This is a genomic window from Parasphingorhabdus sp. (genome assembly GCF_965233695.1).
Lineage (GTDB): Bacteria > Pseudomonadota > Alphaproteobacteria > Sphingomonadales > Sphingomonadaceae > Parasphingorhabdus.
Map to the genome: position 1 here is coordinate 2,236,694 of NZ_OZ247497.1, position 12,542 is coordinate 2,249,235.

At 52.3% G+C, this 12,542-nt stretch carries 13 protein-coding genes; 7 read left to right on the forward strand and 6 right to left on the reverse strand.

Going from position 1 to position 12,542, the window contains the following annotated elements; translation table 11 throughout:
• Positions 1–96 precede the first annotated feature (96 nt).
• From ACO6S1_RS10630 to ACO6S1_RS10650, 5 genes are all read left to right on the forward strand, one after another.
• The gene (locus ACO6S1_RS10630; RefSeq protein WP_422342675.1) at positions 97–1,290 is read left to right on the forward strand and encodes an acyl-CoA dehydrogenase family protein; all 1,194 of its coding nucleotides are present in this window, start codon (positions 97–99) and stop codon (positions 1,288–1,290) included.
• A gap of 43 nt (positions 1,291–1,333) precedes the next feature.
• On the forward strand, positions 1,334–2,470 hold the full coding sequence (locus ACO6S1_RS10635; RefSeq protein WP_422346176.1) for an acyl-CoA dehydrogenase family protein: 1,137 nt from the start codon (positions 1,334–1,336) through the stop codon (positions 2,468–2,470).
• 11 nt (positions 2,471–2,481) lie between these two features.
• Positions 2,482–3,273: an SDR family oxidoreductase gene (locus tag ACO6S1_RS10640; RefSeq protein ID WP_422346177.1), complete on the forward strand. Its 792-nt coding sequence runs from the start codon at positions 2,482–2,484 to the stop codon at positions 3,271–3,273.
• Positions 3,274–3,337: 64 nt separating this feature from the next.
• Complete coding sequence (locus ACO6S1_RS10645) at positions 3,338–3,871, forward strand: hypothetical protein (RefSeq protein ID WP_422342676.1); 534 nt, start codon at positions 3,338–3,340, stop codon at positions 3,869–3,871.
• Positions 3,872–3,988: 117 nt separating this feature from the next.
• Positions 3,989–4,675 carry a DUF4197 domain-containing protein gene (locus ACO6S1_RS10650; RefSeq protein WP_422342677.1) on the forward strand — a complete coding sequence of 229 codons (687 nt, stop codon included), beginning with the start codon at positions 3,989–3,991 and terminating at the stop codon, positions 4,673–4,675.
• 361 nt (positions 4,676–5,036) lie between these two features.
• Here the strand turns inward: ACO6S1_RS10650 and ACO6S1_RS10655 are convergent, their stop codons facing one another.
• On the reverse strand, positions 5,037–5,603 hold the full coding sequence (locus tag ACO6S1_RS10655; RefSeq protein ID WP_422342678.1) for a DUF1993 family protein: 567 nt from the start codon (positions 5,601–5,603) through the stop codon (positions 5,037–5,039).
• Between the two features lie 835 nt (positions 5,604–6,438).
• Between ACO6S1_RS10655 and ACO6S1_RS10660 the strand changes: the two genes are divergently transcribed.
• Positions 6,439–7,335: an SDR family oxidoreductase gene (locus ACO6S1_RS10660; RefSeq protein ID WP_422342679.1), complete on the forward strand. Its 897-nt coding sequence runs from the start codon at positions 6,439–6,441 to the stop codon at positions 7,333–7,335.
• A gap of 72 nt (positions 7,336–7,407) precedes the next feature.
• Here the strand turns inward: ACO6S1_RS10660 and ACO6S1_RS10665 are convergent, their stop codons facing one another.
• The 5 genes from ACO6S1_RS10665 to ACO6S1_RS10685 form a co-directional block, all read right to left on the reverse strand.
• A complete protein-coding gene (locus ACO6S1_RS10665) occupies positions 7,408–7,998 on the reverse strand; it encodes a DUF1353 domain-containing protein (protein ID WP_422342680.1) in 591 nt (196 codons plus the stop codon).
• Positions 7,999–8,514: 516 nt separating this feature from the next.
• Positions 8,515–9,519: a hypothetical protein gene (locus ACO6S1_RS10670; protein ID WP_422342681.1), complete on the reverse strand. Its 1,005-nt coding sequence runs from the start codon at positions 9,517–9,519 to the stop codon at positions 8,515–8,517.
• A 188-nt stretch (positions 9,520–9,707) separates the two neighbouring features.
• Positions 9,708–10,025 carry a putative quinol monooxygenase gene (locus tag ACO6S1_RS10675; RefSeq protein WP_422342682.1) on the reverse strand — a complete coding sequence of 106 codons (318 nt, stop codon included), beginning with the start codon at positions 10,023–10,025 and terminating at the stop codon, positions 9,708–9,710.
• A gap of 132 nt (positions 10,026–10,157) precedes the next feature.
• Positions 10,158–10,751 (reverse strand): SRPBCC family protein, encoded by a 594-nt coding sequence (locus tag ACO6S1_RS10680; RefSeq protein WP_422342683.1) that lies wholly within the window; start codon positions 10,749–10,751, stop codon positions 10,158–10,160.
• A gap of 239 nt (positions 10,752–10,990) precedes the next feature.
• Positions 10,991–11,473 carry a MarR family winged helix-turn-helix transcriptional regulator gene (locus ACO6S1_RS10685; protein ID WP_422342684.1) on the reverse strand — a complete coding sequence of 161 codons (483 nt, stop codon included), beginning with the start codon at positions 11,471–11,473 and terminating at the stop codon, positions 10,991–10,993.
• Between the two features lie 100 nt (positions 11,474–11,573).
• Between ACO6S1_RS10685 and ACO6S1_RS10690 the strand changes: the two genes are divergently transcribed.
• Positions 11,574–12,380: a hypothetical protein gene (locus ACO6S1_RS10690; RefSeq protein WP_422342685.1), complete on the forward strand. Its 807-nt coding sequence runs from the start codon at positions 11,574–11,576 to the stop codon at positions 12,378–12,380.
• Positions 12,381–12,542 lie beyond the last annotated feature (162 nt).

A 12,542-nucleotide genomic window follows, 5' to 3' on the forward strand; every position in this document is an offset into this window, starting at 1 on the left:
AACTTTTTTTTGTGCCATTGGACAAGCGCATCATTGAACCTTGGCCCTTACCTATGATAGTCAGCTGTTAATTGAGCAATTAAAGGAATCCTGATTATGTCCGATCTTGAAAGCTTCCGAAAAGACACTGCAGAGTGGCTCGAAGCCAACTGCCCGCCGGAAATGCGCCAGCCCGTGGTCGATGAAAGCGATATTTGCTGGGGCGGGAAGAACCCTACTTTCAAGCCGGGGCAAAAAGAATGGATGGACAAAATGGCGGCCAAGGGATGGACCGTGCCAGACTGGCCAAAGGAATATGGCGGCGGCGGATTGTCGCGTGCCGAAACCAAGATACTGCTTCAGGAGATGGGACGTCTGAAAATTCGCTCGCCCCTGTCGAGCTTTGGCATCTGGATGCTTGGGCCGGCGCTTCTGCACTTTGGTACCGAAGAACAGAAACTGCATTTTTTACCGCCGATTGCGCGCGGAGAAGTGCGTTGGTGTCAGGGCTATTCGGAACCCGGATCCGGATCAGACCTCGCTTCGCTGCAAACCTCGGCTGAAGACAAGGGTGATCACTATCTGATCAATGGCCAGAAAATCTGGACCAGCTATGCTGACAAGGCAGATTGGATTTTCTGTCTGACGCGTACCGATAAAACCACCAAGCATAAAGGCATTAGCTTTATGCTGTTCGATATGACCACCAAAGGTGTGGAAACCAAACCAATCGTCCTGATTTCCGGACAATCGGCTTTTTGCGAAACGTTTTTCACTGATGTGGAAGTACCGAAAAGCTATGGTGACGGTGTGTCATCCGTGGTTGGTGAAGTGAACCGAGGCTGGGATGTTGCCAAATATCTGTTGGGCCATGAGCGCAGCATGATCTCCGGTGACGGTTCTTCCGGAGCAACATCGCTCGGCTCCAAATTTGCGGATCAATATGGTCGCGATGAAATGGGCCGGCTGGACGACCCCATGCTTCGTGCACAGATGGCGGAGATGGACATTGATGTGCTTGCCTTCAGAGCGATGGCAGAACGCTTCGGTGATACTTTCAAGGCTAATCTTTGCCATCCAGCGCAACCCAATATGATGAAATATGCCGGAACAGAAATTAACAAGCGACGCCATGAGCTAATCATGTCAGCGGGCGGCAGTGAAGTTCTGGAATGGGAAAGTGATGCTTCAAATGGCGGGCTGACTGCTCGTGGATGGCTCAGAACGAAAGCAAATAGTATTGAAGGCGGTACCAGCGAAGTGATGCTGAATGTCGTTTCTAAACAGATATTGCAATTGCCCAACGCTTAACAGCGTGAGGTGATTAAACAGACATATTGGAGGGATGAAAGCGATGCCGCTTTACTTGAATGACGACCAGAAGATGCTGCAGGACAGCGCAGCGGATTTTATGAAGGGCGAAGGCAATGTCGCTCATTTTCGCGAGTTTCGGGACAAGAACTGCAAGGATGGTTTCTCGCACGCGCTGTGGAAGCAATTCGCGGAAATGGGCTTCACGGGCATATTGGTTTCGGAAGATGAAGGCGGTTTGGGCCTTGGCCATATCGAAGCCGGTGTTGTCCTTGAGGAGATTGGTCGCAATCTAACTCCGTCACCGTTTCTCACAACGGCGGTTGCTGGTGTTGAGGCGTTAAACGCAGGCGGCAAAGCACTACGCGACAAATATTTTCCCGGAATCTTGTCAGGTGATAGCGTGTTGGCACTCGCTATTGACGAAGGTCCGAAGCATCGTCCCGATCAAATCGCGATGGCCGCGACCCGGGAAGGCAATGGTTTTAAGCTGGATGGCAAGAAGCAATTTGTTGTTCAAGGTGGTTCGGCCGATACGCTGATCGTCGCTGCACGGACAAGTGGAAGTGCTGGCGAAGACAAGGGTCTGACCCTTTTTGCTGTCGATACCACTTCTTCCGGGCTGATGAGAGATAGTGTTCGTCTGGTTGATAGTGCGATGGCAGCTCATGTCGAATTTGACGGCGTGGTCGTCGATGCCGATGCGGTCATCGGTGAAGTTGATGAAGGCGGCGCAGTGCTCCAACGGATGCTTAATGCTGGCCGGGTTGGTTCGGCCGCAGAGACACTGGGTGTTGGCGCCGGTGCCATGGATATTACGATCGATTATATCAAAGGCCGCAAACAATTTGATACGATTATCGGAACGTTTCAGGCGCTGCAGCACCGCGCTGCGCATCTTTACAGCGAGATGGAAATCGCCCGCGCAACAGTTTTGAAAGCGCAACAGATGCTAGATGAAGGCTCATCGAAGGCCGAGATGATGGTTTCCGTTGCCAAGGCAAAGGCAGGCAAAGCGACATCGCTTTCGGTCAAGGAAGGCGTTCAAATGCATGGCGGTGTCGGGATGACCGATGAATATGATATCGGTCTTTACATGAAGCGCGATCGGGCGCTGGCCGAATTTATGGGTGACGCCAATTATCACACCAATCTCGTTGCCGAAATGCACGGTTATTAAAGGAATTCATGATGGATTTTAACAAGCTATTCTCGCTTGAAGGCCGTGTCGCGCTCGTGACTGGCGGCCATCGGGGCATCGGCCGGATGATCTCCGAAGGGTTTTTGGCTCAAGGCGCCAAGGTTTACATCTCGGGTCGAAAGGCCGATGCCTGCGACGCCGCAGCCGCTGAAATGGGGGATAAATGCATTTCTGTGCCCGGCGATGTCAGTACGGTGGACGGTTGTAGAGCACTTGCTGCAGAGCTTGCAAAGCATGAAGAGAAGCTCGACATCTTGATCAACAACGCTGGCGTGGCTTGGGGTGAAGAGTATCTCAGCTTTCCGGAAACCGGTTGGGACAAGGTGATGGACACCAACGTCAAAGGGCTGTTCTTCCTGACCCAGGCGCTACATCCGCTACTGAAAGCTGCTGCCAGCTTTGAACGCCCGGCTAAAGTCGTCAATATCGCGTCGATCGATGGCTTCAAGGTGAATCCTTGGGAAACCTACAGCTACCAGGCGTCGAAAGCTGCCGTCGTACATTTGACCCGCAAGATGGCATCCAAACTGGTTTCCGATGACATTATAATGTCCGGTATCGCACCCGGTGCTTTTGCATCAAACATGAACAAAGCGGCGCGTGATCATGAAGATGCGGTCGAAAAAGGCATCCCGGCGAAACGTATAGGTCGGCCAGAGGACATGGCTGCTGCTGCGATATATCTGTCGAGCAGTGCAGGGGACTATGTCGTTGGTACCACGCTGATCGTTGACGGGGGCGTCGTGAATGCGGCTAATCCCGGAGCAACGATAGAGCCTTAAAGCTCTGCCTTGACCTGATGGCTCCATACTGTATTATATTAACAATACAGTATGGAGATTCCCAATGACCTATAAATATCTTGCCGCACTCGCGGCCGTTCCGTTGACCCTGACTGCTTGCTCTGGTGGCGATGAGAGTGAGCAGGGTGATGGCTTTGAAATGTCAATCAAATCCGATGGCGAGGGAACCGGTGCGCCCGACAAGGTAACAATCGGTGGCAAGGATGGAGACAGCAAGTTTTCAATCAAGACAGACGGCTTTTCAATGGATGTCGATCTGCCCCAGATATCTCTCGACAGCGATGATTTCGATCTGAACAATGTGTCGCTTTATCCGGGCACAAAGGTCACCGGTCTGAACGTTGAAGACAAGGACGGGCAGGGCGGCAAGGTCATTTTAAGCTTTGATGCGCCGGCCAACACCGATGATCTGGTATCCTGGTTTGAACAGAAAATGACGGATGAGAATTTCGTTGTTCAAAAGGATGGCAACAAGCTTTCGGGTCAAACCGATGAAGGCGATCCGTTTTCGCTGGAGCTAACCGAGAAGGGCGCAGACGAAACCAGCGGTAAGCTTGAATTCTCTGAACGCAACTAAACTAAAGCCGCAGGTCGGTTGCGGTACATCTATTTACACATTTTTGTGAACCTGTTCAGCTTCCTGCGCAAATGCTATGTTATGGTCATTCGATCATAACATAGCAGGAGCAGGATAATGCGGAATACAGCCAAGAAATTGAAACTGACGGTGGCAACAGTCATGATGGCAGTGCCATTATCCATATCGCCGCTATTGTCTGTTCCGGCGCATGCACAATCTACCGGTGTGAAGAGTCTGCTGGCCGATGCATCGGATGGCGCGCTCGATAAATTGTCACAGCCGGGCGCCTTTTATGCGGACAAAGCGGTGCGGGTCTTGCTGCCTGGTCCCTTGAAAAACGCGACCAAGATATTGCGCTTCACCAGCAAGGCAGGCTTGACCAAAGACATCACCAAAAACCTGAATGATGCGGCAGGCAAGGCGGCGCTTGAGGCCAAGCCGATATTCCGGTCAGCCATCGACAATATGACATTGACCGACGGTGTTGGCATTGCCACAGGCGGCGGGACCGGTGGGACCGATTATCTGCGCAAGACCTCGGGCGAAGAGCTGGCGATCAAAATCCGCCCGCTGGTTGAGAAAGCCTTGGGTGAGGTCGGCGCCTATAAACAGGTAGAAAGCCTCGGTTCAATCTCTGCGCTCTCCTCCTTGGGCGGCCTTGATCTTTCCCGTGACGGTCTAACCGATAGCGTGACCGAACAGGCGATGGACGGCATCTTCTCTTATATCGGTGCGGAAGAAACCAAATTCCGCAAAAATCCGCTGAAAAAGGGGAAGAAGCTGCTCGAAGGCATATTCTAGAGGCTCGCCCAGTTGCAAAACATGCAACTAATGAATCTCCGTTTTCAATTGCAACTTAACTGTTTGACGACCATCTCCTGACTATCAGTAAGACAGGAAAAGTGATGTTTGATCGGCGTTTTTAACAGAAGGAGTTTGTCCCATGAAAACGCTTTTCAATATAGTAGCCGCCCTGAGTGTTAGCAGCATCATCTTGATGACGACCATTCAGGTTTAACAGCTACAAATTTTTCAGTCCCGGTTGCCTCCCCTCCTCCCGATAGGCACCGGGATTGTTCCGACGGCCCGGCCCTTTCAAATATCCCCCTACTAGAAAGGCCGGGCCAACGGATTTCCCTTTGGCCGTTCTCTCCACCGAATATCATGCCTCGGAAATCGTTTCAGGACGAAGAAACCCCAACATATGCGGAATATAATCCACCTTGCCGAGTTCGACTCTCTCGCTGCGCAATATCGCGTAAGCAGTCATGAGGTGGAAATAAAACTGGGCCAGTGTCCAGTCACGGGCATATTGTTCCGCCGTTAGGTCAAACACCATGCCGCTGGGCAGTTCATGCACGATGGGCGCGCGCGGATCGACATCCAGTGCATCGGTAGCAAGACCATCCAGTAAATTCAGCGTTTCATCAATCCGTGCATGGGCATCGGACAGTGAGCCTGGCTTATCTATAGCATCGCGCCCTTCATCAACAAGTTGATGAATAGATGTCGGAAAAGCCTCTCCTCTCAAACGATATACCGGTTCTTGGGCCTGTACGCAGACAAACCGGATCTGGGTCGACAGCGGAAACATGTCCGGTGCAAGGCGCGCGGCCAACAGTGCTTCCGCGTCTTCTTTTGGCATCTGCGCCTCTGCCTTTTGCAACCAGCCTGAAAGTGCTTTTAACATTTGCATATATGTGGGGATCAGAAGTCTTGTTAATGACATGGGGGTCCTTTGGTTTGAAATGGTGATGAACGGGCCTGACAATCATTCTCGCCCTCAGCGCCGTTAAACCAGTGCAAATCTATCATTGCAAAGACCGTGTAGGAAAGCGGTTTCGATATTCTGCCCCGCGGAAAACTTTGTCCACAATACCGCCAGTGCTTTTCCACAAGAAAAATCAGTATCTGTGGATAAGTCGCCTTCTACCATTTGGAGCGACTCGCAAACCCGTGTCATATACAAGTTATCGGAAGGAAATAGACCAAATCGACGACCAGTCAGCAATGACCCGTTGAGGAGAGAAAAGACCGGAAGATAATCGAGACGAACATAGTGTTTTTCGCAAGAAAAATAAGATGATCTTTCGATTGATGATTGGAAAAAACCCGAGAAGCAAAGGCGCAAGCCGGAGCGGATCAGATGGACGACAATCATCGGGCGACTGGACCAATATCGGGTTTAAACCGAAACATTATTGCGAAAGCAAGAATGTGGAAAACCGAAAACCATAACGATATTGGCCCGGAAACCGGACGCCGGACAAGCGGACGTTGAAATCGCAAGAGGACAACATCCCCAATCAGGCGCAGTGGGAGCCGCGAACCGAACTTGTTCGGTGACCGGCTCCCATTTTTTTTGGGCAATCCGGCGAAGCCAGATTTTCTCGCGTCGCTATTCCCATAGATTTTGTTCCCGCTCTTGTTGACTTTGTTCATTTTGACCCGTTCTTTTTGATAGGTCCCTTCAACCATATTTTCCTTTCCGCCGCGTAGCTGGTATCGACTGGCTGTTTGGAAGGCAAAAGATATGCCGCAAAGCTAATGTAGGACAGGAAAATATGGACATTTCAAAACTCATGTTTCGCGACGACCTGATGAAGGGCGAACGCATATTGATCACTGGCGGCGGCACCGGCCTCGGCAAGGAAATGGCCGAGGGTTTCCTGAAGCTGGGCGCGGAAGTCCATATTTGCGGTCGCCGCGGCGATGTCTGCAAAGCGACGGCCGAAGAGCTGGTCGAAAAACATGGCGGCACCGTGGTTCCGCATCCCTGCGATATCCGCAATGCAGAGATGATCAGCGAAATGAACGACCTGATCTGGTCGCAGCACGGCCCGCTGACCGGGCTGGTCAATAATGCCGCCGGCAATTTCATTTCCCGTACCGAGGATCTGTCGGTCCGTGGTTTTGACGCAATCGCCAATATCGTCTTTCGCGGCACATTCTATATGACCCATGATATCGGCAAGCGCTGGATCGCAGCCGGTGACAAAGGCAGTGTGCTCTCCATCCTGACCACCTGGGTCTGGAATGGCGGGCCGTTCACGGTCCCGTCGGCCATGTCCAAGGCTGGCATCAATGTCATGACGCAGAGCCTCGCCACCGAGTGGGCACGCTATGGTCTGCGCCTGAACGCTATCGCGCCGGGCGCTTTCCCGACCGAAGGCATGTCCAACCGGCTCGCGCCCAGCAAGGGCGATCAGGACAAGATGGGCAGCAGTGTCCCGATGGGCCGCGTAGGCGAGATGGACGAGCTGGTGAACCTTGCCGCCTATCTGATGGGGCGGGGTTCGGAATATCTGACCGGACAGACCATCGCGATTGATGGCGGCGCCTATAACGCAACCGGCGGCAATTTCTCTTCCCTGACCGCCTGGGGCGACGAGCAGTGGCAGGCCGCGCGCCAGGCGATCGAGGGGCAGAATCAAAAGGACCGCGCCAAGCGCACCGTTTGATACCTGTGCTGCGGCGCGGGAGCTCGGAGCGCTTCCTTTGTCCCTGCGCAGGCAGGGGCACGTCCGTACCGATCATTCCGTCGCGCCCATTTTCTCTTCAATCATCGCTTCGACATCCGCAATGGTCGCACATTTCTTGGCGAAATCGTCGCACATGGCCTCGAACGCTTCCGGATCGGTTTCACGCCGATGCCAGAGCGTCAGGTCCGGCGGCGATGCGGGCATAGCCATCATCTCGCTTTGCTCCAGACTGCTATAGGCTTCCGGTGTCATCACCTCCGCCAGCTCGGCATTATAATTCGCAGCGACATCCCAGCGCGGCCCCGCATAATAGACTGCGGCGTACATGATCCGCGCCTTGGCGCCGCTGACCTTTGAAGTGCGCATCGCTTCATAGAACATCCGGTGGGTGGCCTTCCATTCGCGCGTGCGGACATCGCAATACCAGTCATGCACGACCGATGCCTTGCGATAGCGACCGACAAACGGACTGCCGAGGATCGACCAGGCAAATTTCGGGATCGACGCACCGTCGACGCGCGCCATGGCGGGCACGCTCCACACCAGCCGTGCGTCATCGATGAAGGCGAAGCGGTTGAGCAGAGTCATGATCCGCCCATCTTCATCCCATTCAAATCGTGGCCGTCCGGTATAATGCGCCATATCTATCCTTTTTTGCTGGTTTGCACCCCGTTTCGTTGCATTCTCCTCCTCTATTTTTCGCTATTATAGCATATTTTACCGCCAGTGATCCTCATCACAACAATGTGCAATATCCCGGGCTACTACAATCAGGCGATGTCGCTAGATTCGCAGAGTTATTGCGGGGGGCGGCGACATCGCACTTCCCTTTGGGAGCCCAGTACGGGCAATCCTCCGGAAGTCCGATGGCGAAGCGACCCGGCCATCGGGCTTCTTGGGCAGGAAGTGCGCCAATCTCCGGTAAAGACCTGACTTTTGAACAAATTTACCGGCCAGTGAGCCTGATCACAGTTAATTTATCTTTTTCGGCCATAATAAGGTTTACGGTGGTTTAAGCTTCATGCGAAAACGCCGTAAATATTGGGAGTCCGGCGGCAAAGCGACCCAGCCGTCGGACTCTTATATTTTTTCCGGCCTTGCATCATCCCGCTCAATCGGCACGAAGTTGACAATGTGCACACAGTCCCTTGACGCATTCTAGGCCCCGCTCATCAAACCTTCCGCCAACGCGTTCTCCGTGAACACTGCCGTCGCCTCATTAGGCGTGACAATCGCCGCAACATAGCCGGGGTCATCCCGTGATATGGCGCGGGCCTTGACCTGCGGATGGTCCGCCATCAACTGCGTAGCTTCCGCCGGGGTCATGCGGCAAAAATCGATCGGCTGGCCGTCACCAAAATCAACTTCATGGATAGGGCCATATTTGGCGTCCGCCGCTGCCCACAGCGCCTCCTGTGCGGCGTCTTTCTCGCGCATGTCCGCGGCGATCAGCTCGGCCGCAGCGGTTTCATTATTCTGGCGCAGGCAGGCGGCCTCGACCTGCGACACCGTAGCCTGTGCTTCCGTTTCTGCCACAATTCCGGCGATTTCCTCTGTTGTCGGCTCGGTAATCAGCCTGGTCGTGTCTTCCTGTGCCGCAATGGCATCCAGCATTTCGCCAAAGCGCGCCGCGCCGCGGCTGACTGTTATGCGTTCCGCCAGCTTGTCGAGCCGCGCAATATGGGCGAGCAGCAGGCGGCTGTCATAGCGCCGCCGCGAGCCGACCACTTCCCCCTTATAATAGACGTCCTCCTCGATCCCGTTAATCGCACGGTCTTGCAGGACATCGGTGGAATCATCGCGGGAGATCAGCACAGCCGCGTCCCATCCGCGCGAAAAATCCACATCCCGCTGCTTCAGATTATAGGCGGATGTCCGCGACCGCTGAACATAGCGCACCGCCGAACGGACATTCCCGCAATTGGCCAGCGCCTCAAGAAACTTGACCCGCACCTCCGGCGTCCAGCCATCAAAGCGGGGCTTGGGAGAGCGGTGCCCGGCATCCACTTGGTCGCAGCGTTCATCCGGCTTCCCGCTCGTCATTTCGCCGGGATGGCCGGTTTCCTTCTGGCATTCCACCCCGAAACCTTCCTCCGCCGAACTGCCGTCGGCACATGCTGATCTTTCATTATTATTCTGCGCAAAATTCTTGTCACAAGTCATCACTATCATCCTTATCCATCCCGCCCGCCAATGAGCGACCGGGGGACCACACCACTATTGGCGGGCCTTCATTGGTTCATTGGAATGATTATGATAACCTATATGGTACATTGTAGGAAAGCAGGTATTGGCAACCGCCTTGGGCCGGAAGGGTTGCCACCTCGCGGACGCGGGCATTGGCCCATAGATCAAGTCCGGAGCATAATCTCTTCTACCGAAAACGTCCCAGACCGGTAAATCTGCATATCCGGCCGTTCGCCAACCAGCGCGGTAAGCCGCTTCACAAAATCCAGCGATTCCGGCAGTGCAAAATGCGCAGCAACAGCGGCCTCATGCTGCCACTGCTCGTAGTAGAATAGTCGCGCAGTGTCTTCGATGTCGGCATGAATATGATGAGAAATACAACCCGGCTCAGCGCGGGACCGGGCACTGTGTTTGATGCAGAGAGATGTGACGGCGTCGCGGTTGGCAGGAGTTGTGTGGATAGTAGCGGTTATTGTGATCATGGTTGGCAACAGGCTCCTGGAAAGTTGATGTTATCGCAGATCGACAGACTATCGGCTAGTGGCAGCTTTATCCCGAAAGCGGACGTTAGAAACCGCGAGTAAAGGGTGAACTTCCTAAGGCAGTTACAGAGTCTATTGGCCCGTTTGAAAGTCGCGCTGCTTTGCTAGCATTTTATTGAGCTCTCCAAGCGACCAAGTGTTTCCGACTTTGAAAAACCTAATGAGACGCTGAGATTCTTCGTCCTTTCCATAACCGATCCCCGAAATGGTGATTTTTGTTTGGTCATCATCTAGGGCTTCAAACTGAAATACCGAAACCAATCGGTCCAAAACTTCGCGCGATGCAAATCCTGGTGGCGCTTGGGTGTTTTTAAGTACCAACAATTTTTCGGGAATATACGCAAGAATTTCGTTCTTTATATTGGCCGGATCGCCCTTCTTTGCATCTGGATTATAACTTGTTTCAAAAACACCACCGACGCGAAAATCTACGAATGCAACGGGAACCGCCCATGATTTATAGCCGTCTTCGGTAGCAAAGGCAGCCCAAACATCGGAAACGGGCGATGAGATCACAGCGATATTCTGCAGAATCGTCCGATCTTCAGTATCTGCGATTTCCAGTTCTGTGATTTCGGGTGCTTTATCATTCCCCCATTCTGCCCATGCAGGTCCTGAAAACATTAACGAAATTACGATGACGAATAAGGGAATAAACCGGTTCATATAATCCTCTTAGCACCAGACAATAGGTCAATAGCCTTTGTCACTTCTTGCAGCAAGTTTGACTACAAATTCTAGGTGCATGAACCATAAATCGGAGTTTGTTTCTTCTAGCGGCGGTCAATATTCCTAACGGCCGCAATATCCCGAAAGCGGACGCTAGCTTAGGTCATTTTTAACGACCGCAACTGGGCCGATAGCTGCCTGTCCAGTTCTGGCTGCAATGGGTGCGAAAACGGACGTTACTCGAGAAAATCGCTAACTTGATGATTTAGACTTCCAAGGTTTGCTGCCAGTTGTTTCAGAGTTTCACGCAGATTGTCGATTTCATCATCGGCAACTCCAACAAACATTTGTCGATAGATATCATCAACCGTTTCGCGAAGGGCGGGGAGTAGCTCTCTGGCTTCATCTGTCGGAACGATTCTCCATACCCGCCGATCATTCTTTGCCTTAGCTCTAGTGATCATTCCTTTCTTTTCCAGCGTATCAACGGCTTTCCCAACAGTGGCTCGCTCAATCTCAAGCCGTTGGGCAAGTCCGGTTTGCGTCATGCCTTCATCACGAAGTGCGTAAGCTAACAAGCGCCACTGGGTTCGGCTCAAATTATGCTCGATCAGCACTCTGTCGATAACCTTGCGAAGCATTCTTGGGACGTCATCAAAAAGAAAGGTGATTTGATCCAACCGGGTTGGAAACGCTTCTGTTTCATTGGTTTTCGTCATTTGGAACCTCAAGTGGGAAATTAATTGTATTATATATTACATTATGTATGTATACATTGTTTGATAAAATTGAACAAGAGGTTGATCGGGAGAAAGAGCCATGATGAAAGTAAGATGGGTGTTAGCGACTATTCTAATCACCGGAACGAATGTTCCTGCTCTAGGTTTCGGACTGCTTGCAGCACAATCAATTAGCTCTGAACAGCAATTGGTGGATGATTTTCAATCCGAAGGTGAAAATCGAGATCAATTGACATTCTCTCCCTATCTTTGGGGCCCCGATGTTGGCGGAACTGTATCTCTCGGCCCGGTTTCTGCACCTGTTGATCTTAGCCTGACACAATTGGCATCGGGAATAAAAATCGCTGGCATGGGCCATGTTCAATATGAAACGGGTCCGGTTTTCCTATACGCTGAGGGTATCGGTGCCAAATTCGGTGATCCTGAGTTTTCATCCTTCGCCAATCAACCGGTAAGCGCATCGGCTCTTTTACTGGAAACCGGTGCTGGATTTATTGAGAACGTAAAACTGACAGACAATTTTCACATAAATATCTCACCATATGCTGGTGTGAGATATGTCCATCTGGAGGCAGAAGTATCGGGACCTGTCATTGCTGTTGCAGGCAAAAATGAGTGGGTTGATCCGGTTGTTGGTGCGATTGGAGCGGTTCAACTGAACGATCGCTGGGGGATTATCGGCAAGGTCGACTTTGCTGGTCTTTCTTTGACTGACAATAGTTATCGCAACCTGGCTATTGGTCTTCAGTATCAGGCCAGCAATCGGTTGGCCCTTGTCGCCGGATATCGATCAACCAAAGGAAGTTTTACAGCAGATCACGGGCTTTCAGCCGATTTGAGCGCCAATGGCCCGATGATCGGATTACGTTATTCGTTGCGCAACTGAATGCCCGTTTTCCTGATGAAGCGGAAACCATCGGATGGTCCGAAATTGGGGCGCATTGCAGACCGACAACTTCTGCATTCCTAGTGTCCGCTTTTGCGCCCAAAGCGGACACACTACCTCAACCATTTTCCATTGGCCGAAAATGTCAAACCTGCTTATACA